20 protein-coding genes and 1 riboswitch are annotated in these 21554 nt (G+C 56.4%); of the genes, 14 read left to right on the forward strand and 6 right to left on the reverse strand.

Translation table 11 applies throughout. From position 1 onward, the window contains the following. The first annotated feature begins 117 nt into the window (after positions 1-117). On the forward strand, positions 118-1857 hold the full coding sequence (locus tag Q1B21_RS01360; RefSeq protein WP_299885014.1) for a serine protease: 1740 nt from the start codon (positions 118-120) through the stop codon (positions 1855-1857). A 58-nt stretch (positions 1858-1915) separates the two neighbouring features. Here the strand turns inward: Q1B21_RS01360 and Q1B21_RS01365 are convergent, their stop codons facing one another. Next, a complete protein-coding gene (locus Q1B21_RS01365) occupies positions 1916-3490 on the reverse strand; it encodes a thiamine pyrophosphate-binding protein (protein WP_299885017.1) in 1575 nt (524 codons plus the stop codon). Then, a complete protein-coding gene (locus tag Q1B21_RS01370) occupies positions 3490-4938 on the reverse strand; it encodes a TrkH family potassium uptake protein (protein ID WP_298932594.1) in 1449 nt (482 codons plus the stop codon). The genes Q1B21_RS01365 and Q1B21_RS01370 overlap by 1 nt, the downstream gene beginning before the upstream one ends. An 11-nt stretch (positions 4939-4949) precedes the next feature. Between Q1B21_RS01370 and Q1B21_RS01375 the strand changes: the two genes are divergently transcribed. After that, the gene (locus tag Q1B21_RS01375; protein ID WP_299885021.1) at positions 4950-5669 is read left to right on the forward strand and encodes a hypothetical protein; all 720 of its coding nucleotides are present in this window, start codon (positions 4950-4952) and stop codon (positions 5667-5669) included. A 311-nt stretch (positions 5670-5980) separates the two neighbouring features. On the opposite strand, the gene folE2 is transcribed toward Q1B21_RS01375, so the two are convergent. Next, on the reverse strand, positions 5981-7084 hold the full coding sequence (gene folE2 / locus Q1B21_RS01380; protein WP_299885024.1) for a GTP cyclohydrolase FolE2: 1104 nt from the start codon (positions 7082-7084) through the stop codon (positions 5981-5983). A 226-nt stretch (positions 7085-7310) separates the two neighbouring features. Beyond that, positions 7311-8501, reverse strand: a complete 1191-nt coding sequence (metZ, locus tag Q1B21_RS01385) for an O-succinylhomoserine sulfhydrylase (RefSeq protein WP_299885027.1) — start codon at positions 8499-8501, stop codon at positions 7311-7313. 66 nt (positions 8502-8567) lie between these two features. Then, positions 8568-8645: riboswitch (SAM riboswitch) on the reverse strand. A 120-nt stretch (positions 8646-8765) separates the two neighbouring features. On the opposite strand from metZ, the gene Q1B21_RS01390 reads away from it, so the two are divergent. From Q1B21_RS01390 to Q1B21_RS01410, 5 genes are all read left to right on the forward strand, one after another. After that, a complete protein-coding gene (locus Q1B21_RS01390) occupies positions 8766-9464 on the forward strand; it encodes a glutathione S-transferase N-terminal domain-containing protein (RefSeq protein WP_299885030.1) in 699 nt (232 codons plus the stop codon). A gap of 70 nt (positions 9465-9534) precedes the next feature. Beyond that, positions 9535-10713 carry a peptidase S41 gene (locus Q1B21_RS01395; protein ID WP_299885033.1) on the forward strand — a complete coding sequence of 393 codons (1179 nt, stop codon included), beginning with the start codon at positions 9535-9537 and terminating at the stop codon, positions 10711-10713. Positions 10714-10947: 234 nt separating this feature from the next. Continuing rightward, positions 10948-11781 carry a creatininase family protein gene (locus Q1B21_RS01400; RefSeq protein ID WP_299885036.1) on the forward strand — a complete coding sequence of 278 codons (834 nt, stop codon included), beginning with the start codon at positions 10948-10950 and terminating at the stop codon, positions 11779-11781. 252 nt (positions 11782-12033) lie between these two features. Next, the gene (locus tag Q1B21_RS01405; RefSeq protein WP_298932607.1) at positions 12034-12357 is read left to right on the forward strand and encodes a 2Fe-2S iron-sulfur cluster-binding protein; all 324 of its coding nucleotides are present in this window, start codon (positions 12034-12036) and stop codon (positions 12355-12357) included. After that, positions 12357-13151, forward strand: coding sequence for a VCBS repeat-containing protein (locus tag Q1B21_RS01410; RefSeq protein WP_299885039.1), 795 nt, complete (start codon positions 12357-12359; stop codon positions 13149-13151). The genes Q1B21_RS01405 and Q1B21_RS01410 overlap by 1 nt, the downstream gene beginning before the upstream one ends. Positions 13152-13241: 90 nt before the next feature. On the opposite strand, the gene purD is transcribed toward Q1B21_RS01410, so the two are convergent. Beyond that, complete coding sequence (purD, locus tag Q1B21_RS01415; protein WP_299885042.1) at positions 13242-14504, reverse strand: phosphoribosylamine--glycine ligase; 1263 nt, start codon at positions 14502-14504, stop codon at positions 13242-13244. A gap of 75 nt (positions 14505-14579) precedes the next feature. Between purD and xseA the strand changes: the two genes are divergently transcribed. Together xseA and Q1B21_RS01425 are read left to right on the forward strand one after the other, a co-directional pair. Further along, complete coding sequence (gene xseA, locus Q1B21_RS01420) at positions 14580-16064, forward strand: exodeoxyribonuclease VII large subunit (RefSeq protein WP_299885045.1); 1485 nt, start codon at positions 14580-14582, stop codon at positions 16062-16064. 3 nt (positions 16065-16067) lie between these two features. Next, positions 16068-16709 (forward strand): glutathione S-transferase family protein, encoded by a 642-nt coding sequence (locus tag Q1B21_RS01425; protein ID WP_299885048.1) that lies wholly within the window; start codon positions 16068-16070, stop codon positions 16707-16709. A gap of 7 nt (positions 16710-16716) precedes the next feature. On the opposite strand, the gene Q1B21_RS01430 is transcribed toward Q1B21_RS01425, so the two are convergent. After that, on the reverse strand, positions 16717-17097 hold the full coding sequence (locus Q1B21_RS01430; RefSeq protein ID WP_299078265.1) for a hypothetical protein: 381 nt from the start codon (positions 17095-17097) through the stop codon (positions 16717-16719). A gap of 161 nt (positions 17098-17258) precedes the next feature. On the opposite strand from Q1B21_RS01430, the gene Q1B21_RS01435 reads away from it, so the two are divergent. The 5 genes from Q1B21_RS01435 (at position 17259) to Q1B21_RS01455 (ending at position 21520) form a co-directional block, all read left to right on the forward strand. Continuing rightward, positions 17259-17897, forward strand: a complete 639-nt coding sequence (locus tag Q1B21_RS01435) for a lysoplasmalogenase (RefSeq protein ID WP_299885051.1) — start codon at positions 17259-17261, stop codon at positions 17895-17897. A gap of 58 nt (positions 17898-17955) precedes the next feature. Next, on the forward strand, positions 17956-19098 hold the full coding sequence (gene ftsY, locus Q1B21_RS01440) for a signal recognition particle-docking protein FtsY (RefSeq protein ID WP_299885054.1): 1143 nt from the start codon (positions 17956-17958) through the stop codon (positions 19096-19098). 88 nt (positions 19099-19186) lie between these two features. After that, positions 19187-20089 carry an EamA family transporter gene (locus Q1B21_RS01445; RefSeq protein WP_299885057.1) on the forward strand — a complete coding sequence of 301 codons (903 nt, stop codon included), beginning with the start codon at positions 19187-19189 and terminating at the stop codon, positions 20087-20089. Between the two features lie 16 nt (positions 20090-20105). Continuing rightward, the gene (locus tag Q1B21_RS01450) at positions 20106-20711 is read left to right on the forward strand and encodes an inner membrane-spanning protein YciB (protein ID WP_299885060.1); all 606 of its coding nucleotides are present in this window, start codon (positions 20106-20108) and stop codon (positions 20709-20711) included. 140 nt (positions 20712-20851) lie between these two features. After that, positions 20852-21520: a Crp/Fnr family transcriptional regulator gene (locus Q1B21_RS01455; protein ID WP_298932623.1), complete on the forward strand. Its 669-nt coding sequence runs from the start codon at positions 20852-20854 to the stop codon at positions 21518-21520. Positions 21521-21554 lie beyond the last annotated feature (34 nt).

Genomic DNA, 21554 nt, shown 5'->3' on the forward strand with positions numbered 1-21554 from the left:
TTATTGCTGTAACTGCGCGGCCACACCCTAGAAACCCGTTCATCTCAGCATGGTATTCGCCGGGTGAAATCGCGTACTCTGCGCCAAAGAACAAACACTGCACAAGACGGGCGGAAGATGACACGCATTTTATCAGCTACTTTATTGTTTCTTATGTTTGGCCTGCGTGCCGCAACGGCCCAACAGGATCCGGGCGTTTGGGTCCAAGTCGAAGCCCAACCGTCACTACGTGAAGCACGGGACCGGGCGCAGGCTTATGCCAACACATTGCCTGACGTGAACGGGTTTCGCCTGAACAGCGGCTGGTACGCAATCGTCGTTGGCCCCTATTTGCGCAGCGATGCAGAACAGGTCCTGCGGGTGTACCGCGCCGAAGGTCAGATACCATCGGATAGCTTCGTTGCGTTCTCCAATACCTTGGGACAACAGTTTTGGCCGATCGGAGCAAATGTGCTGAATCGTGGCGCCGTTACGCCCCCGGTAGAGCCCGAAGTGCAGCCAGAACAAAACCTGACCGAAATTCAACCGCAAAGCACAGACGAAACCCGGTCGGAAGCCCTGCAAAACGAACGCCTTCTGACCGCGCAGGAACGTAAGGACCTTCAGACCGCGTTGCAGGCAGCCGGGTTCTACAACTCGACCATCGATGGCGCGTTCGGCCAAGGCACACGCCGATCCATGGGCGACTGGCAGCGTTTCAACGGGTACGAACCAACTGGCGTTCTGACCACCCTGCAGCGGCAAGCTTTGATGGAGGAGTACAACGCCCCCTTGATCAGCGTTGGAATGGCGCCCTATTCGGACGATCAGGCAGGCATTGCGATGGACATGCCACTGGGCGCAATTGAGTTTGATCAGTACAAGGCGCCGTTCGTCCATTTCCAAAGCTCAACCGATCTGGGCGCCAAAGCGCTTCTGATCAGCCAGGACGGCACCAAATCCACCTTGCGCGCGCTTTATGACGTGATGCAGTCCCTGGAAATCGTACCGCTGAATGGCCCCCGTGAATTGAAAGGGGATCGTTTTACTCTGGAAGGGCGTGGAAACGGCATCGTCTCCTACACCCAGGCAAAGCTTCAAGACGGGCAGATCAAAGGGTTCACGCTGGTTTGGCCAGAAAACGACGAAGCCCGCCGGATCAGAGTTTTGGCTGCAATGGCGTCCAGCTTTGAAACCTCTGAAGCTGTATTGGATGCCAGCGCCGGAGCGGATGCCGAACAGCGGATCGATTTGGTTTCTGGCCTTCAAGTGCGCAAACCACGTTTGTCGCGGTCAGGTTTCTTTGCCGATGCCAGCGGCACGGTTTTGACCGTATCCGAGGCCGCCGACAGTTGCACACGTATCACCCTGGATGGCGATCAGGAGGTCGAGGTGGCGTGGACCGATGCCGATCTGGGCGTCTCGGTTCTGCGACCCAGTCAGGCGCTAGCGCCGATGAGTGTGGCTGAGTTCAGCGCAGATCGCCCCCGGATTCAGTCTGAAGTGGCCGTCTCGGGATATTCCTACCAAGGGGCTTTGGGTGCGCCAACACTGACCTATGGGCAAATCGCCGATATCCGAGGTCTCGACGGCGAGGAAGGTGTCAAACGTTTGGCACTGAGCGCACAACCCGGCGATGCCGGTGGCCCTGTCTTCAACGACAGTGGAAACGTTGTTGGAATGCTGCTGCCAACGCCATCCGAAGGCCGCACCCTTCCCGACTCCGTCAGCTTGTCTGCATCGGTTGAGCGGTTGACGGATATCCTGACCCAAGCTGGTGTCTCAGGTCAGTCGGGGCAAGCAAGCGCGCAGATCTCGCCTAATGAGTTGAACCGCCGTGCCGCAGGTATGACTGTTCTGGTCAATTGCTGGGACTAAACAAGTTCCAATCTAAGTAGTGAAAGCGCCGCAGAATTGCGGCGCTTTTTTCGTAAAGCTACAGAATGTTCGGCGTAACGTGTATCAAGGTGGGTACAGGCGCTTGGAATGCGGCGCGAACCGCATTCTGCATCTCACTCAAATTGGTCGGTGATGCAGATAGTGCCCCGAACGCTTCGGCAAGTTTGCAAAAATCGGGGTTGCGGGCCACGACCGCGTTTGGCGCAATCTGCCCCCGCACCATGCTGTCTTCGATCTCTTTGAGTTTGCCATTGTCCCAAAGGATAATCGGAAGGGGTAAGCCAAGCTCGACCGCGACCCCAAGCTCTTGCATTGTATAGTGAAAGCCGTAATCGCCTGCGATCACTGCTGTTGGTTTGCCGCGTCGCGCAACCGCTCCACCGATCCCGGCAGGCAATGCGTACCCCAATGTCCCAAACCCGGTTGGGTGGTGCCAGTGATGGGGATAGGCCATGTCCCAGACTTCTTTCGCGACATAGGCAAACTGGGTCATGTCCGAATAGATCATGGTATCAGCCGGCATCGCTGCGCGCAGAGCATCCGCCACCGGAACAATGCCGGGCCGTTCTGCATCAACCTCAGCCCGCCAGCGTGCACGCGCTTCGGCAACCTCCTCTGCTGTCCAGCCGCTGGCTGGTTTCGCGCTTTCGGTAGCGGCCCATAGTGAACGGGCAAAGCTCCCACTGTCGGCCTGTATCTTCACCGCTGCCCGGTGATGGTCCGACAACACTTCGGGGTCCAAATCGATGCGCACCAGATTGGCCGTATGGCCCAAGGCGTTGCGCCACAGATCGACATCGCCCAACTCTGCACCGACCGCAATCACCAGATCTGCCGATGCAATCACTTCGGCGCTGCCCGGTCGCGGCAGCATCGCGCCAAAATCCAACGCGTAGTCAAGCCCAACCATTCCCCGCCCGGCATAAGTCGTAAAACACGCCGCGCCAAGTTGTGTTAGAATCTGCCGCCAATGATTAGACCTGCATCCGCCGCCAAGGATAAACAAGGGCCTGCGCGCAATGTTCAGCAAGGAAACGACCGGCGCAACGTCAGGCGGTAGGGCTTGGGTCCGTAGGGCAGGTTGATTGGGGAATGGCGCAGGGTCCGCGCCAGCCTCAAGTTGAGCAATCGGCACCTGTATGTGCTTGGGGCGGGGACGTGACAGTTCGAATTCTTCGAAGGCGCGTTCCACCAGGCTGTACGCAGCCGTGGCCGTGTTGGCCTGCGCAGACCAGTCCGCCACTGTGTCCGCTGCAGCTCGCTGGTCTTTCATCTGGTGCAATTGGCCCCTTTGCGCCTGTGCCTCGTCCAGACAAGACGACAGAACCAGCATCGGTACCGAGTCGCTGTAGGCCTGCCCCATCGGGGTCATGATGTTGCACAGGCCTGGTCCCGTAATCACGTAGGCAACCCCGGGCTTACCAGATGCGCGAGCGTATCCGTCAGCCATAAACCCCGCACCCTGTTCGTGACGGGCCAGAACATGGATAATCCCGGCCTCTTCAATGCCACGATACATTTCCTGATTATGCACGCCGGGAATGCCAAAAATCACGTCAACACCGCGATCCCTGAGCATGTGCGAAATTTGCGCACCAAGGGGTCGTTTCATCAGCCTCTCCAGAATTGAACGGTAAAGATGGCGTAGACAGCCAAAAGCTCGAGACGCCCAACAAGCATGCCAATCGTCAGCAGCCATTTTGCAGTGTCGTTCAGACCTGCAAAATTGCCAGCCGGTCCGATCTGATCGCCCAAACCGGGCCCGACATTTGCCAAGGCCGTCGCGGCCCCCGACACAGATGTGATGAAGTCCAGCCCGGTCAAAGCCAGTGCCCAGGATAAAACGCCCATCGACACCACGAAGAACATAAAAAAGCTCATGACCGAGGTCAGAACATCTCGCCCGACCGGGCGCCCATCATAGAGCGGCATGAACACACCATGCGGCGAGCGGATCCGCCGAATCTGAGTTTTGATCGACGCGAACAGAAGCTGGTAGCGGAAAACTTTGATGGAACAAGCAGTGGATCCCGCGCATCCTCCGATTAGGCCAATCAGAAAGAACAACATGATCGGGAAGCTGCCCCACCCCATGTAATCGACGCTGGCATATCCTGTGCCAGAAATGATCGACGTGATGTTGAACAAAGATTCCCGAAAGGCCTGTTCCCAATGATGCGGGAAGACCGAGGTCAAAAAGACCGACATGATGACCACCAGCACAAAAATCGTGGCCAGAAACGCACGGATCTGGCTGTCTTTCCACAAAGGGCTGGTGTGTCCGTTTGCCAATTGGACGTATCTGACAAAGGGCAACGCTGCCAAAATCATAAAGACCGAAGCCGCGTATTCAACAGGCCCTGAGAATGTTCCAAACGAGGCGTCGTAGTTCGAAAACCCGCCCGTTGAAATCGTCGTCAGTGCATGCACAAGGGCATCAAAAAAGCTCATCCCGAACCCGGTATAGACCAGAACGCAAACAACCGTCAGAAACACGTAGATCAGGGAAATCTGGCCAGCAATCTCCTGCGCGCGTGGCAGGATTTTACCCATGGTTTCAAACCCTTCTGATCGGAATATCTGCATCCCGCCAACGCGCAGTTCAGGCAAAAAAACCATGGCGACGACAATGATGCCGATACCACCCAACCATTGCAGGATGCCGCGCCACAACAACAATCCGCGCGGCAATGCATCCAGCCCTGAAATCACGGTTGATCCGGTTGTTGTCAGACCCGACATCGCCTCGAAATAGGCATCGACAAACCGCAGATCGGTTTCCCCAAACAGAAACGGGATTGCACCAAAGACTGGCAAGGCCACCCAAACGCCTGTGGTCAGTAAAAAGGTCTGCCGGATCGTTAGCCCTTCGCCGACGCCATTTGCGCAGCTCATCGCCAGAACGGCACCAGCCAGCGTCGTGATGATGGCGCTTTCGAGAAAGACATACCACTCACCCCGGCCTTCGATCATGTCGGCGACCATAGGCAACAGCATGGTCGCCCCAAGAATGGCGACCAGCAGGCCAATAACATATCCGACCGGGCGAAGATCCATCATGACGCGCAGCGTTGGCGTGGCAGCCCGACCGTGTCAAGCAGATGATCGGCGATTACTTGTCGGTTTTCGCGGTCACTGCTGGCAAAACAGGTGGTTTCGAAGGTGCACGCGTCCGGCGGGGTTGTGGTTTCGGCTTCTCTGTAGACGTGATCTGTTTGGTCGTTTGCGTGGCTTTGGGCGAAGCGCTTTGGCGTGCTTGGGGCGCAGGTTTAGGCTGCTCCGTCATCACATTTGACACCGCTGCAGGTGTTGGTTTTGTTGCAGCTGCTTTGCGTACGGCGGGTTTAGCCGCTTGCGTCTTTGGCGCAGCGGCTTTCCGGGCGGTTGATTTCGGCGACTTAGCCACAGGTTTGGGCGACGCCTCAGCAGGCTTCGTTTCGGGTTTTGCGACCGCTGCGGGCTGTGCCTTTGCCTTTGGTGCAGCCGCGGTGGCGCGTGGCTTTGCAGAGAACGCTACAACAGGTTCCGACTTCGGCTTTGGCTTTGGCGCAGGCTTTTTAGCGGCAGGCGAGGCTTTGACAGCCCCGGGTTTCACGCGTTTTGTAACTGGCTTCGCTGTTGCTGAACGCTTTGGAGCTGGCTTCTTGGGTGCGGAAGGTTCCGCAGAAGTTGGTGTTTTCAGCGCGCTGATAGACGCCATCGGCAGCTCGATCGCTGATCGGGTCATGATCTGCATGATCTTCAGTTGGTTCACCATCGCATATCCTGCGACGCGAACAGCAGCAGCCTGAAGCTCCAGCTGTTGGGTAATTGGATTCATAACGTATTTCTCCTGTAATCGCGACGCAGCTTGAAACTTGACGATGAAGTGCCCTGCCCGCTCCAATTGCTCGGGCGCATATTAAGGTGTTGCAGTCCAAGGCGTCGCACGTCTCGGGTTCCTTTCGGGGCAACACGCCATACCGGGCGCACGCGTGCTGCAGCAGCATTCGTCCACACTGTATCGCAGATTATAACGCAATTGCAGCATTTTTTGCTGCGGCGCGGCAAAAAACATCGACTCGAGGGATATCTTTTTAAATTCTAGAGACTTACACGCTGATCAGCCGATGTGAAACAACGTCGTGAACAACCTCGGATCAAGGCTAGACGCCTCAAACGTGGGCCCTTCTGTCAGAATCGAAACCGCATCATGGCTGTGCAGGCTTTCCTGATGGCTGGCGATTACCCTGAAATCCCCAACGTGATGATCCGCAAGAAGCTCCGAACAGAACAAGCGCGCCGCATCTTCGACGAAGATGGGATTGGCGGCGTTCAACTCTGCAAACGCTTGTTCATCTTCACGCTTGACCATCACCTGAGTTTCGGTCGGTACCGCACGACGGCACAGCGCGATCAGGTCTTCGAACCAGAGGCAATCGGCATCGCAATCCACGACTACAGAAATCCGGGCCACGGACCGTTGCGAATGTGGGGTCGCCAGTTGACCACGCATCGACCGCGCATGTTCGCTCAACTCCAGAGAACAAGGACAGGTCGACGAATAGACATAGTCGAGATGCATGATCTTTTGGCGCACGCCATTTTGCTCGATCAATTCCAGCGCGATATCGTAGTACTGATACCCCTCCAGACCAGATCGCAGGCTTGTTACCTTGTCTGGATAGGAAAAGCGCATCTGGATACGTGCATCAAAGCTCTCCAGATCGGTCATATAGTCATTCAGAGCCGCTTCCATCACCTCGAAACTAAAGGTGCGTTCTGCGTGCTTGTAGAAAGACCGCATGATCCGGGACATGTTGATGCCCTTTTTCTCGGCCTCAAGGCTGACTGTGCCAGTGATCGAGGTTTCCAGCGTCAGATCTTCATCGTCTTTGCGGTGAAACCGGATCGGCAGGCGGAAGTTCGAGATGCCGACATGCTGAATCTGCTGCTTGGCCCCACGGATCAGACTGGATGGACCATTCTGCAAATCGGGCAAAGATGCACGATAGGCTGTATCAACGGTGAAATCTTCGGCGTATTCCCGCGTCAGTGACGGGTAGCTTACCGGCGTTAGACCAGGAATCAAACGGGCGACGGCTGGGTCCAACTGACTGATCTCGGCTGCGGATGCTGATCGCGCCCATTCCCGCAGAACCTTTAGGGCCTCAGCGGCCTGTTCACGATCAGGGGTTTCGTCAATGTCGCGCGGATGAACGTTCATTGCATGGGGTTCCTTGATTGGTCGCAGGAATATATACAACTGTCGGTCTTTTTCCAGTCTATCCCTATACGTGTCATATTGCAGCCCGGATCGAAAAAAACGGCGCAAAATGGTCGCCTTGCGCCCTAAAGCGCCTACGCCAAACGAAATTGCCGCCAAAGGGATGTGCGTTCCATCGCAAATGACCAAGCTACAGCCCTGCAAAAGGCCGGGTCGCCGCCGCAAACTAGCTTTGTGAGACGTCCAGTGCCTGCCGTATGTCAGCCAAAAGATCGCCGACATCTTCCAGCCCAACCGACAAGCGGATCAGCCCCGGCGTGATCCCCAGCTCTTCTTTCTGATCATTACTCAGACGCTGATGGGTTGTTGTCGCGGGATGGGTTGCGATCGATTTCGCGTCCCCGAGATTGTTGGAAATCACCGGAATGGTCATCGCGTTCAGGAACGCAAATGCAGCATCCTTGCCGCCCTTGATATCCAATGAAAGAACCGTGCCACCTTTGCCGCCAAGTTGTGCCTGGACCAATTCATTCTGCGCGTGAGTTTTTAGACCTGGATAAAGAGTCCGCTCCAACGCCACATGCCCTTCCAGCGCTTCTGCGATTTTCAAAGCGGTGTCTGCCTGTGCATTGACCCGCAAAGCCATGGTTTCCAACCCTTTGAGCATGATCCACGCATTAAAGGGGCTTAGCGCGCCACCGGTGTGTTTCAGGTAAGGTTCGACCGTTCCGCGAATGAACTCTTTGGTGCCAATGATAACGCCACCCAGGGCACGCCCCTGCCCGTCTATGTGTTTGGTGGCCGAATAGACGACGACATCTGCCCCCTGCTCGATCGCGCGCGAAAACACCGGGGTCGAGAACACATTGTCCACAATTACGACGGCCCCGACGGCATGCGCCAACTTGGACACAGCGGCAATGTCGATCACTTCCAGTGTCGGATTCGACATGGATTCAAAGAACACTGCTTTGGTCTCGGGGCGGATTGCCGCCTGCCATTGCTCCAGATCCGTTCCGTCAACAAACGTCACATCGACGCCATAGCCGGTCAGGATGTTCTCGAGGATGTACAAGCATGAGCCAAACAGCGCCTTGGCCGAAACAACATGATCGCCAGCCTTCAACATAGACGTCAATGCACCATTGACTGCCGCCATGCCAGACGCCGTGGCAAATGCATCTTCGCCACCTTCCAGCGCGGCAATGCGCTGCTCGAACATGGACACGGTGGGGTTGCCGTAACGGGCATAAATGAACTCATCCGGACCACATTCCAGAAACCGGGCTTCGGCCTGTTCGGCGGTATCGTAGACGAAGCCCTGTGTCAGGAAGATCGCTTCGCTTACTTCGTTGTACTGACTGCGACGGATGCCGCCATGGACGGCTTGGGTGCGCTTGTTCCAGCTCTCGCTCATGTCATTCCTTTCGGCTCCGAACCCGGAGCGCCCAACAAAAAAACCCCAGACGCGGTCAAGCGAAAGGGGTCTTTCATCCTGACCTTTTAGCGGTGTTGTTTATCGTGGCCCGCAATCCGGTAACAAATCGCCACGTAGCTTCTGAAAGGCCAATACGCCCCCTGTGTTTGGTCGTCAAGTCCGACGATAATTTGTCACGGTTTCGTAACCAACCTTGCCGATCCCACCGAAAACCGCATGATCAAGCCAAAACGCGGAGGCCCCATGACACACCCGATCGACCTGTATTTCTGGCCCACGCCGAACGGCTGGAAAGTGTCTATCGCTTTGGAAGAGATGGAGCTGCCCTACACCACTCATCTGATCAACATCGGCAACGGCGATCAATTTGAACCTAATTTTCTTAAGATCGCGCCCAACAATCGGATGCCCGCCATCGTTGATCCCAAAGGTCCAGATGGCGCGCCGATCTCGGTTTTTGAAAGCGGTGCCATCCTGATGTATCTGGCCCGCAAGACAGGTCAGTTCTACGGTAATACCGAACGCGACCGGATTGCGGTTGAGGAATGGTTGATGTGGCAGATGGGTGGCGTGGGCCCGATGGCCGGTCAGGCGCATCACTTCCTGAAATACGCCCCACAGATGGATCCGCCGCAAGACCTGCCCTACGCAAAAGATCGCTACCGAGCCGAGGTCGCGCGTCTATACGGGGTGCTGAACCGGCGGCTGGCCGAAAACGAATACGTCGCGGGTGATTTCTATTCGATTGCAGACATGTCGGTCTGGGGTTGGGCCAGCTTATGGGAGGGCCAACAGCAAGTGCTGCAGGATAAACCCCACTTTGCGCGCTGGCTGGAGGTCGTCAGCTCTCGGTCCGGGGTCCAAGCAGGACGCGCGCTGCATGCGGATCTGCGGGGGGACCATAGGGACAAGCAGTCGCAAGGGATCTTGTTTCGGCGTTAGAGCGTTTTGCCTGATGTCCAATTTGAGATCATGATGGACATCCGTTTCTTCGTTGCTTTAAGTCTGAACCGTGTCGTTGGTTGAAGACCTTGAACAAATTCTGGACGTGGTCGTCCGAATCGACCCCAGCTTTCAAGCGGTCGAACCAAGTATTGTCGAAGCCTGTATCCGGGACGTGCGACTGGACGCATTGGCCGAGAAAGAGGGCGAGTTCTTGCTTTCAGCAATGCGTCTGCTGGCACTACCGGCGAATGGACACACGCGCCTTATCCCAAATGATGCTATCTCGGTGCTGCCGCTTCGGTTCGTGACCGTCGGGAAATCTGTATTCCTGACGAAATCTGGGGCGGTTCCCAGCAACAGCCCAATCAGAAAGCTGATTGCCGTCAATGGCATTCCGGTCGAACAGGTTGAAGCGGCCGCGCAAAGTTATCTTGCCGGGACGCCGCAAAGGAAACGCGTAATTGGCCCTATCTTGCTTTCGTGGCCACTGGCCCTGACTCATTTGGGGGCTGCTTCGGCCGGCGATACAACAATTTACCTAATGCAAGACGCGGAAGGGCAAGCCGATACTATGGTCGTGGACAACTCGAACATTGTTCCTGCGTCGCAATTGTATCCGAGAAATGAGCATGGACAGATGGATCCGGTGTGGGATTTCAAAACCCTCGCCGATATCGCGGTATGGCCCGGGATCGGGCTCTCTGTGTGCCTACCCAGTTTTCTGGAAACAGACGACAACCAACTATCCAGATCAATCGCGAAAGCAGCAGCTCGACTACGAAGCTATGCAGCCGTACCTCTGCTAATCGACGTCAGGGGAAACACTGGGGGAGATTTCCTGAAAACCCTGCCTTTAATTGATGCAATCGCAGAAAGCTCGAACAAGCGCCGTTGCGCAGTCCTTGTCGACAAATTCACATTTTCTGCCGCAATTGTTTTTGCGGCTATTCTAAAGCACCGCTTAGGACGCAATCTCGTTCTTGTAGGGGAAGAGATGGGCGATGGCCTGAAGTTCTTCGCTGAAGGCGGATCGGTTGTTCTGCCAAGCAGCGGCGCTGTCGTGCGATATTCAACCGCCCTTCACGATTGGGCGTCTGGATCCATCGATCGCACCACCCCGCCCGAAGTCGCAGAGCAGATTCTTAAAGTGGGAAAACTGGAAATCGATCGACACTGGACAGCGTCACCCCAACATGTGGAATCACCAGCTGAAACCTATCAGAGAATTCTTCGAGAGCTACATTGACCACCGGCCTAGCAAGCCTCGCATCCCTTTCTGCACCGAACAAAACGTCTGGATCGGGCCGAATATTCTCGGTTTCTTCCAACGTCACTTGGATCATCGCGCATGCACGTTTCACCCGACATGTATTTTGCCGTATGACAACACGGGCGCAACTGGTCTCGGCTGATGATGACTGGCACAAAGAATGATGACCGGCTAGTGCTATTTCACAGAACAGGATCAGAAGGGTTTTGCATGCGTCGGTCGTTGTCTACCAGAAACATCTCGCTTTTGGTATTTGCGGCATTGGCCCTCGCAAGCTTGAACTACTTTCGGGTTGCATCCTCGACATTCCAATCCAATCGCTTGTTCGTGGAAGAAATGACGTGGCCAGAAGTCCACGCCGCGCTGGAAGCAGGGTATAAAACGGTCATTATCCCGACCGGCGGCACAGAACAGAATGGGCCTCACACCGTTCTTGGTAGGCACAACTTTGTTGTAGCGCATACCAGTAAGAAAATTGCCGACAGGTTAGGAAATACACTGATCGCGCCTGTGATACCCTATGTGCCGCAAGGTGATGTCGGCGCAGAACCGACTGGTCATATGAAATGGCCCGGAACCATTTCTGTGCCAGAACCTGTTTTTGAACAACTGCTTGAAGCCTCGGTTCGGAGCTTTGCTGTGCACGGGTTTAATGAAATTCTCCTCATCGGAGATAGCGGCGGAAATCAGGCCCCTCAATCCCGTGTTGCCGACACAATGACCCTTGAACTTGCTTCTGCTGGCGTCGTTGTGCGTCACATCTCCGACTATTACGACAGGAACGGTCAAATCGCGTATCTCGAAAACTTGGGATTCGACAAGGAACAGATCGGAACCCATGCCGGGCTTCGCGACACGTCTGAGATTCTTTTCGTTAAACCGGATGAAGCAAACCGTACTCCTCTGCCAATTCCGCCGGGTTGGTATACGGGATTTGACGGCCGGCCTGACCTTGCTTCGTCGGAAATTGGTGAGGCATTGATCCTGCTGAAGATCGAAGCAGCATTGGCGCAAATTCACGATCTGCGAAACGCGCGCCAATAGCGCGCAGGGGAAAGGTTCGTAGGTCGCGCACCAAACTGCGGCATTTGCAAACGCCCCTTTGGGCGTGCGCCCAGCCAATAGGCAGGCCGCGATTTCGGGAAACGCGCGAAATGGGACGATGAGAAAAGAACAAATATGGAACAAACAGAAGGAAAGTCCAGACCCGGCGAGATGAGTCGCAAATGAGACTGGAAAGACCTAAATGCCTTGACTAAGGAAGAGTTCGAACATCGCAGAAGGAAGACGCACGCAATGGCAAAGATCACCTATGTCGAGCATGGCGGTACCGAACACACAGTCGAAGTCGCCAGCGGACTGACCGTCATGGAAGGGGCCCGTGACAACAACATCCCCGGCATCGAAGCCGATTGCGGCGGCGCCTGTGCCTGCTCGACCTGCCACGTTTATATCCACCCAGACTGGGTCGAGAAAATTCCCGACAAAGATGACATGGAAGAAGACATGCTGGACTTTGCTTATGAGCCGGACCCGGCCCGGTCGCGCCTGACCTGCCAGATCAAGGTCACGGATGCGCTGGACGGTCTGGTTGTGCAGATGCCCGAAAAACAGATCTGATGCATCTTGAAGCGCCGCACACGCGCGCTCGCCGGTGGCTGGGCCGGGCTCGCGGCGCACTGCTGGCATCAAGCGTTTGGTTGTCAACAATAGGGCCAACGTCAGCGGCTGACACGATCATATCCGCACGCTTCACAGAACCGACCACCCGATACGCACATGGTGTGTTGGGTGATAATATCGAATACGGCACGCTGGAAATCACGGTCCAGACCCAACGGTCAAAACAGACACAGGCAACTGATGCTGCCCAAGATCATTCGGTCCTGACTATCCGCCTTCCAGAAGATCGGGTATTCGAAGATCTCTCTCCACGTCTCACGGACGTAGATTCCGATGGCAAATTCGAAGTAGTCGTCGTGGAATCTCAAGCTCAAGAAGGCGCTCAGCTGGCGATTTATGACGCCTCGGGGCAGAAGATTGCCGCCACCCCGCATATTGGCACACGCTTTCGCTGGCTCGCCCCGATCGGCGCGGCGGATCTGGACCGTGATGGTCATATTGAAGTCGCCTATATCGACCGCCCTCATCTGGCTAAGACCTTGCGAATCTGGCGCTTTGAAAGCGAGCAATTGACCGAAATCGCCACCCTGCCCGGCCTCACCAATCATCGGATCGGGGAGGACTTCATAAGCGGTGGCATCCGGGAATGCGGATCAGGTCCGGAACTCATTGTGGCCAGTGAAGATTGGCGCAACATTTTCAGTGTGCGCTACGCGAACGGTTGGGTAAAAAACCAACTCGGCCCGTTTTCGCCCGCAGCTATGGATCAGCACATGGCCTGTTCACAATAGTACTGCCGCAGCCCGCGACAGCGGGCTGCCCGGCCCAAGGCCTGTTGAGACGCATCTAAGATGCGGCGCAAGGGCACGGGAGCTTTTTGATCAAAGCGCTCGCCAGCCGATGTCGCGTCGGTAAAACCCGTCCGGCCAATCGATCCCGTCAACCATCGCGTAAGCCCGGTCGCGTGCTTGCTTCAAGGTCTCACCACGTGCGGTAACGTTCAACACGCGCCCGCCTGAGGCGGTGATCTGACCATCAACAGACTTGGTCCCTGCATGGAAAACCATGTTTCTGCTGTCTTCAGGAACACAATCCAGACCTTTGATAAAAGTCCCTTTTTCATAGGATCCCGGATACCCGTTGGCAGCCATGACCACCGTCATTGCATAATCATCCGCCCAGTTGACCTGCGTTTCGCCTAACCGTCCCTCAGCTGCCGCATGCATCAGATCCATCGCCTGCGCCCCCAAGCGCATCATCAAAACCTGACACTCCGGGTCACCAAAACGAACGTTGTACTCCACCAAACGGGGCTGGCCGTCCCTGATCATCAATCCCGCGTACAGGACACCCTGAAACGGCATACCCCGGCGCTTCATTTCCTCCATGGTGGGCCGGATGATTTCTTCCATCGCGCGCGCCTCGATATCAGCACTCAATACCGGCGCGGGGGAATAGGCGCCCATGCCGCCGGTGTTCAGTCCGGTGTCACCTTCACCGACGCGTTTGTGGTCCTGAGCGGTTCCGATCGAAAGAATCTCCTCGCCATCGCAGAGCACAAACAACGACGCCTCTTCGCCGTCCATGAACTCTTCGATCACGATCTCAGCCCCGGCACCGCCAAAAGCCCCTCCGAACATGTCGTCTATCGCGTCCAGAGCGTCCTGTTCCTCCATCGCCACGATCACGCCCTTGCCTGCAGCCAGACCATCAGCTTTGACGACAATCGGCGCGCCCCGTTCGCGAATATAGGCTTTAGCAGGCCCAGCTTCGGTAAATCGCGCATACGCCGCTGTCGGTGCCCCCGACGCATCACAGACTTCCTTGGTAAAGCTCTTTGAAGCCTCCAATTGCGCCGCTTCTGCCGAGGGTCCGAAAACCAACACCCCGGCTTCACGCAGACGATCTGCAACACCCGCAGCCAATGGCGCCTCGGGGCCTACAATGACAAAATCAATCGCGTTTTCTTCCGCAAAGCTGACCACCGCACCGCCGTTTTCGATATCCAGCGCCGCGCAATCGGCAATCTGGGCGATCCCGGCATTGCCCGGCGCCACGATGAGGCGGTCACATTTAGGGTTTTGCAACACGGCCCAGGCCAGGCTGTGCTCGCGCCCACCACTGCCGAGAATGAGGATATTCATGAATGCGCTCCGATCTGCTTGGCCTTGCCTTCCGGGCGTTCTAAGCTGGGCACGCATTTGACACAAGGCGCTGAAATGTCCGACCTGCTTGACGACCCGGTTCCGGGCCAAAACACACCCGAATACACCGTCTCGGAAATCTCAGGCGAGGTGAAACGTACGCTCGAAGGCTCGTTCGGGCGAATCCGCGTGCGGGGCGAGGTTGGGCGCGTGTTCAAAGCGCGGTCCGGGCATCTGTATTACGACGTCAAAGATGATCGGAACGTTCTGGCCTGCACCACTTGGAAAGGGCAAGTTTCCGGCCTGTCTGTTGTTCCCGAAGAAGGGCTGGAAGTTGTAGTAACCGGTCGTCTGACCGCATTTGGGGCGCAGTCGAAATACAACCTGAATGTCGACGAAGTTGCAGTCGCCGGGCAAGGCGCGTTGATGGCCTTGTTGGAAAAGCGCAAAAAACAGCTTGAGGCCGAAGGTTTGTTTGCGCAGGAACGCAAAAAGCCCCTGCCCTATTTGCCGCAAGTTATAGGCGTTGTGACTTCGCCATCTGGCGCGGTGATCCGGGATATCCTGCACCGCCTACGAGATCGTTTTCCCCGTAAGGTGTTGATCTGGCCAGTGGCCGTTCAGGGTTCAAACTGTGCACCCGAAGTCGCGAACGCAATAACTGGGTTCAACCAGTTTACATCCGGCGGGGCGCTTCCACGTCCCGACCTGATCATTGTTGCACGTGGCGGCGGATCAATCGAAGATCTCTGGGGATTCAATGAAGAAGCGGTGGCCCGTGCTACGGCAGCGTCGGACATCCCGTTGATCTCGGCCGTTGGACATGAGACGGATACAACGCTGATCGATTTTGTTTCGGACCGTCGCGCACCCACGCCCACGGCGGCGGCCGAACTGGCGGTGCCAGTGCGCATTGAGTTGCTAGCCTGGACCGGCGAACAAGGCGCTCGCCTGTCGCGGGCAGCCACCGATGCGGTCCAACGCCGGACCCAGCGTTTGCGCGATCTGTCTCGCGCCCTCCCGCGGGCCGAGACGCTGCTGGACACGCCGCGTCAGCGGCTGGATCAGGTGTCAGAACGGCTCCCCAATGCGCTCATCCGTGGTGTACAGAACCGCCGAGTCAAACTGCTGGATGCGTCCGCGCACCTGCGCCCTTCGACATTGCGCGGACTGGTGGAAACACGGCGCGACCGCTGGCGCAACTTGTCGTCACGCCTGTCTTTACGCCCGATCCAACGTGAACTCGAAGCCCGTAGCGAGACTTTGTCCCGATTGACCGAACGGCTCAACATCGCACAAACCACGCGACTGGACCGATTGCGCCAGCAGCTTGAGGCAACGGACCGCCTGCGCGAAACACTCAGCTACAAAGCAACGCTGGAGCGCGGCTACGCTGTTGTCCATGCCAACGGCGAGGTGATGACAACCAGGTCACAAGCCGCAGAGCATTCGGTTCTGGAAATCGAATTCTCCGATGGTCGTTTGAAAACCGGCGCGACTGGCAAAACGCCCGCCAGGAAAACCAAACAGGACACCCCTGACCAAGGGTCGTTGTTCTAAGCCATGCTGACCATCTGGGGCCGCAAAACATCATCGAATGTTCAGGCCCTGATGTGGTGTGTTGGTGAACTTGGCCTTGAATATCGACGCCATGATTTAGGACATCACTTTGGTGGCTTGGACACCGAACCGTTCAAACACTTGAACCCAAACCAGACCATTCCGGTTTTGCAGGACGGCGACACCCCACCGATTTGGGAAACCGGTGCGATCCTGCGCTACCTTGCCGCCCGATACGGGGACGATACGTTCTGGCCAAAGGACCCTGTTCAGCGGGCCGAGGTGGACAAATGGGCTGAATGGGCAAAGATCAATGTCGCGATGGCGTTCACAGTTCCAGTGTTCTGGCGCATCGTTCGAACGGCTCATTCGGCACGGGACGAAAGTGCCATTTTAGCTGCTGTCAACGCGCTCGAAAGCAAACTGAAAATCGCGGATTCGAAACTGATGCAGAGCCAGTTCATCTCCGGGCCCGACCTGACACTGGCTGACATTCAACTTGGCCACATACTTTTCCGCTACTACGATATTGAAATTCCAAGAGCATCTCTGAAAAATATCCGCCGCTATTACGACGAACTGAGCCAACGAAGCGCATTCCACGAACATGTCATGATCAGCTATGACGACCTGAAGGTGACTTGATCCGGTTTCAGACCCCAACCTCAGGCCCGTAACAGATCATTTCTTCGCCTATGTCATCCGCTTCGTACAGTTCGGTTGCCTCCGGGTCGCCTTCAAACTGGGCGATCAAGCCGCCGCCTGACTGCGTAAACACCCAACACTGAGGGTCCAGACGATCCTCATAAATAAAGCAGATTTGCTCACCTTGTTGATACCAGATGCCTTCGCGGCACTTGCCGTCAAGGAAGGACCAGATAACGCGCTGATTGGGCAAATACCGCTCAACCCCATAAACTTGGCCATCATTGCCATAGTACAGCGTCTTACCGCGCGTATAGTTATCAAATTCTGAGCCGGACAACGGGGGCTGCGCTGCGGCTGCATTGCCCAAAAACACCAACGGAATCATCAGACATCTCAACATGCCTGCATTTTGTCAGATGCGGTGCGCCCGCGCCATACAAGCTTTGACATCGTGGCGCGCACAACTGACTGCCTCAACGTCACTGCTTGCGCCCAATCTGGAACCGAAGTGACATGGCTAAGAACAGTATTTGATCGGGACCTGACATGACGACAATCCTATTCTGGGCCGCCTTCGGATGCGCCTTGGCCTATCTGGCCCTTACAGCACGCGCCGCGAGCCCCATTCGCACCGTTTTGAAAACGTCGTCGGTTGCCATACTGGCATTAGTCGCGCTGATGCTGTCCACCCCTTGGATGCTGGTCCTTGCTTTGGCTTTGTGTTCCGTGGGCGACGCCTTGCTATCGCGAGAGACAGAGACAACCTTCATGGCCGGGATCGCAGCGTTCGCCGCCGGGCATCTGGCCTATATCGCTTTGTTCCTGACGCACCCTGCAAGCGATCCTTCACTGATCCTGGCATCACCCGCAGTCTTCTGGTCCCTCATCACTCTTGGGATTGTAATGGCGACACTGCTCACACCGCGTGCGGGGGATCTCAAAGGACCGGTATTGGCCTACATCCCGATCATCCTCGGGATGGGTGTAACGGTTCTGGCCCTGCCCGAAACCGGCGCGCTACGATGGGCCTTACCTGCTGCCATAGCCTTCATTGCATCGGATTTGATCCTGGCGACCGAGAAATTCCTTCTGCCCGAAGATCATCCGGCGCTTAAGCTTACGCCCTATATGGTCTGGCCGCTTTACTGGGGCGCACAAGCTGGCTTTCTGATCGCCTTTTCGTGACCCTTTGCAACTGCCGTCAATCCGCATTAGGTGAGGGGAACACCTGCGGAGACCAAAGATGGCGTTTTTCTCAAAGCTGAAGGACAAGCTGTTCAAATCCTCATCGCGCCTTGAAGAAGGGCTCGACGCGATTGTCGAGGATGGCGGCGAGGAAACCACAACCCCGGATCCGGTTATCCCGGAACCCGAACCCGAACCGCACCCCGTCCCCGAGATCCCTGAACCCGCGCCGGTCCCGCAGCCGGCTGAAACGCCCTCTCCAATCCCAGCGGACCCCACACCTGCAGCGCCACCGCCCGAAGTGCCGAGTTCCAAGGGAGTACTGGGTCGCCTGTTTGCTCGCAGCGACACCCCCACCGAAGTTCGACGCACACTGGACGATGACATGCTCGAGCAACTCGAAGAGCTGCTGATCGCATCTGACATGGGCGTCGATACCGCCCTGCGTGTCACCGCCAACATGGCCGAGGGTCGCTTTGGCCGCAAACTTTCAACGCGTGAAATCAAGCAGTTGCTGGCGCAGGAAGTCACCCGTGTCATGGAACCGGTCGCGAAACCTCTGCCGATTTACTCCAAACGCCCGCAAGTGGTTCTAGTCGTCGGCGTTAACGGCTCGGGCAAAACCACCACGATTGGTAAGCTGGCGAGCCAATTCAAATCGGCTGGCAAGAAGGTGGTCATTGCCGCTGGCGACACATTCCGCGCAGCGGCAGTCGAACAGTTGCAAGTTTGGGGTGATCGCGCTGGCGTTCCGGTTCTGACAGCGCCCGAAGGCTCTGACCCGGCATCGCTTGCCTTTGATGCCCTGAGCAAAGCGCAGGAAGATGGCGCTGATCTGCTGATGATCGACACCGCCGGCCGTTTACAAAACCGCGCCGACCTGATGGAAGAACTGGCCAAGATTGTCCGCGTCATTCGTAAAGTCGACGATACCGCCCCGCACAACACCCTGCTTGTACTGGACGCAACCACCGGTCAGAACGCGCTGAACCAGGTCGAAACCTTCCGCAATCTGGCCGATGTCTCGGGCCTTGTGATGACCAAGCTGGATGGCACGGCCAAGGGTGGCGTGCTGGTGGCGCTGGCTGACAAGTTCGGCCTGCCGATCCATGCCATCGGCGTGGGCGAGCAGATCGACGACCTGGCCCCATTTGACCCAGAGGAATTCGCCGCCGCCTTGACGGGCCTGGAACAGAGCTGATCCACATCTTCATCTGGCTTCAAATATCCTCGGGGGGTCTGGGGGGCAGACAGCCCCCCAGCCTCTGCGCCAGCGAAAGCCCCGAGGCTTGAGCGACTGGCTGATTTCTCTGGAGGGTACCGAGGCAGGTCACCAACTTGCCCTCGGCCTCGCCCTGATGGCAGCCTTCCTGCATGCCGTATTTGGTGCGCTGCAAAAGGGTCGTCACGACCCATGGCTGTCACGCGGTGCAATCGACGCCTGCTATTGCCTGATGGCCGCGCCTTTTGCTTTCTTGGTGGTGCCATGGCCGGAACCTTATATGTGGCCGATCTTTGCAATGGTTTGGCTGATCCACATCGCCTACAAAACACTTCAGGCCATGGCCTATACCAAGGGCTCCTATACCGTCGTCTATCCGGTCGTCCGCGGAACCGGCCCGCTATTCACGGTAATCGGAGCCTATTTGTTGTTCGGAGAAGTCTTCACCGGTCTGCAATGGTTCGGCGTTGCAGTCTTGTTGGCCGGCATATTTGGCTTGGCCGCCTATAACCTTCGCTTCCTGGAAACCGACCGCGACACACTGGGTGTCGCGCTGGTATTAGCACTGGCCACGGGTTTGTTCGTTGCGATTTACACCACCTATGATGCTTACGGCATCCGCGCCACGGCTGATCCGTTCACCTTCCTGGCCTGGTTTTTTATGATAGATGGGGCAGCTATGCCGATCTATGCGTTCTTCAGGTGGCGCGCCATGATCCATCGCCCTACCATCGGACCGCTGATGTTGCGCGGTCTCGCAGGGGGCATCATTGCTCCGCTGTCTTTCGGGGCGATCATGTTGGCCACGCGTCTGGACAAGGTCGGAGAAGCGGCTGTGCTGCGCGAGACGTCAACGGTGTTCGCAGCCTTGATCGGGTGGCTCGTTTTGAAAGAAACCGTCGGTCCAAGGCGTATTGCGCTGATGGCATTGATTGCACTCGGCGCTGTAATAGTTGAAATGGGCGGGTAAGTAGCAGGGCGATAGCATGACCGACAAAAGAGAAATCAATCCGTTTCTGAAGCAGGCCCTGGAATTGGGTCCACCCTTGGCGTTTTTCTTCATCTACCTGCGCTTGCGTGATGACAGCTTTCAATTCGGCAATACCGAGTATTCTGGCTTTATCGTTGCGACAATTATCTTTGTTCCGCTGATGTTGGGCGCGATGGGCGTTCTTTGGTTCCTGACTGGCAAGCTTAGTCGAATGCAGATCTTCACAGCTTTCATGGTGATCTTCTTTGGCGGCCTCACAGCCTGGTTCAACGACGAGCGATTCTTCAAGATGAAGACGACGCTGGTTTATGGATTTTTCGCGCTGATCCTGGGTATCGGTCTGCTACAGAAGAAATCCTATCTGGCCTACGTGCTGGACGAGATGCTGCCCATGCGCCACGAAGGCTGGATGATCCTGACCCGGCGCCTCTGCGCCTGTTTCGTCGTATTAGCGGTGGCAAACGAATTGGTCTGGAGAACATTGTCCACTGATCTGTGGGTCAAGATCGAAACTTTTGGGTTCCCCATCGCATTGATGATTTTCCTGATGTTGCAGTTCAATCTGCTGCAAAACTTCATGGACGATCCCGACCACCAATAGCCAAAACTGACCCGAACGGCGGATTGCATCAGCAATTGGCCGCAGATTAACAAAAATCAGACAAAAAACCTTGGCTTAGCCTTCAAGCTGTGAAACCTTGACTCACCACTCACCATCCAATTCCGGAGAACAGCGCCCGAATGACGGCCTTCCCAACCAGCGGATTCCTGTCCGAAGCATCCGACGGGCTGAGAGAAATGCTTGCCGATCAAGCATCCGAAATTTCTTTGGCTCAGGGCGAAATTCTATTCGAACAAGACGACGAAGGCGACGCGTTGTACGCCATTTTGGACGGCACGCTCGAAGTTTCGTTTCTCGCGATGAGCGGCAGAAAGCTGACGCTGACGTTGATGCGTCCCGGCGAAGTGTTTGGCGAGATTGCTTTGTTCGACAGCGGTCCTCGCACAGCCACCGTCGCGGCCGCAGAGCCCTCGCGCGTTCTGCGTGTCCGTCGCAGCGACGTCATGAACCAAATCCGCCGACACCCTGATCTGGCTGTAGATATGGTCCGCCTCGCCGGTTTAAGGATGCGGTGGATGGGATCGCAACTCAACGAGCAGGTCTTTCTGCCGATGCCAATACGGCTGGCTCGGAAACTCCTGCATTTGTCCGGCCTGCAGGACGACCCAACTGAACGTATCACATTGTCGCAAAGCGAGTTGGCTGAATTCGTTGGAGCAACACGTGAGGCCGTGTCCAAGACAATTGCCACATGGAAACGTGACAATGTCGTTGAAGCCTCTAGGGGTGGCTTGCTGATACAGGATTTCGACGCCCTACGCGAATTGGCAGATTCCGACCTGATCTGACCGCGTGTGAACTGCTTCACATACCAAGAACAAG

It is taken from the genome of uncultured Ruegeria sp. (assembly GCF_947504215.1).
GTDB lineage: Bacteria > Pseudomonadota > Alphaproteobacteria > Rhodobacterales > Rhodobacteraceae > Ruegeria.

Excerpts from the sequence above, each read along its gene's own strand:
- Q1B21_RS01435 (WP_299885051.1), top strand. The coding sequence starts at position 17,259 with ATGACGACAATCCTATTCTGGGCCGCCTTCGGATGCGCCTTGGCCTAT.
- Q1B21_RS01370 (WP_298932594.1), bottom strand. The coding sequence starts at position 4,938 with ATGATGGATCTTCGCCCGGTCGGATATGTTATTGGCCTGCTGGTCGCC.
- Q1B21_RS01390 (WP_299885030.1), top strand. The coding sequence starts at position 8,766 with ATGACACACCCGATCGACCTGTATTTCTGGCCCACGCCGAACGGCTGG.
- Q1B21_RS01430 (WP_299078265.1), bottom strand. The coding sequence starts at position 17,097 with ATGATTCCGTTGGTGTTTTTGGGCAATGCAGCCGCAGCGCAGCCCCCG.
- purD (WP_299885042.1), bottom strand. The coding sequence starts at position 14,504 with ATGAATATCCTCATTCTCGGCAGTGGTGGGCGCGAGCACAGCCTGGCC.
- Q1B21_RS01450 (WP_299885060.1), top strand. The coding sequence starts at position 20,106 with ATGACCGACAAAAGAGAAATCAATCCGTTTCTGAAGCAGGCCCTGGAA.
- Q1B21_RS01425 (WP_299885048.1), top strand. The coding sequence starts at position 16,068 with ATGCTGACCATCTGGGGCCGCAAAACATCATCGAATGTTCAGGCCCTG.
- metZ (WP_299885027.1), bottom strand. The coding sequence starts at position 8,501 with ATGAGCGAGAGCTGGAACAAGCGCACCCAAGCCGTCCATGGCGGCATC.
- xseA (WP_299885045.1), top strand. The coding sequence starts at position 14,580 with ATGTCCGACCTGCTTGACGACCCGGTTCCGGGCCAAAACACACCCGAA.
- folE2 (WP_299885024.1), bottom strand. The coding sequence starts at position 7,084 with ATGAACGTTCATCCGCGCGACATTGACGAAACCCCTGATCGTGAACAG.
- Q1B21_RS01365 (WP_299885017.1), bottom strand. The coding sequence starts at position 3,490 with ATGAAACGACCCCTTGGTGCGCAAATTTCGCACATGCTCAGGGATCGC.
- ftsY (WP_299885054.1), top strand. The coding sequence starts at position 17,956 with ATGGCGTTTTTCTCAAAGCTGAAGGACAAGCTGTTCAAATCCTCATCG.
- Q1B21_RS01400 (WP_299885036.1), top strand. The coding sequence starts at position 10,948 with ATGCGTCGGTCGTTGTCTACCAGAAACATCTCGCTTTTGGTATTTGCG.
- Q1B21_RS01455 (WP_298932623.1), top strand. The coding sequence starts at position 20,852 with ATGACGGCCTTCCCAACCAGCGGATTCCTGTCCGAAGCATCCGACGGG.
- Q1B21_RS01410 (WP_299885039.1), top strand. The coding sequence starts at position 12,357 with ATGCATCTTGAAGCGCCGCACACGCGCGCTCGCCGGTGGCTGGGCCGG.
- Q1B21_RS01405 (WP_298932607.1), top strand. The coding sequence starts at position 12,034 with ATGGCAAAGATCACCTATGTCGAGCATGGCGGTACCGAACACACAGTC.
- Q1B21_RS01360 (WP_299885014.1), top strand. The coding sequence starts at position 118 with ATGACACGCATTTTATCAGCTACTTTATTGTTTCTTATGTTTGGCCTG.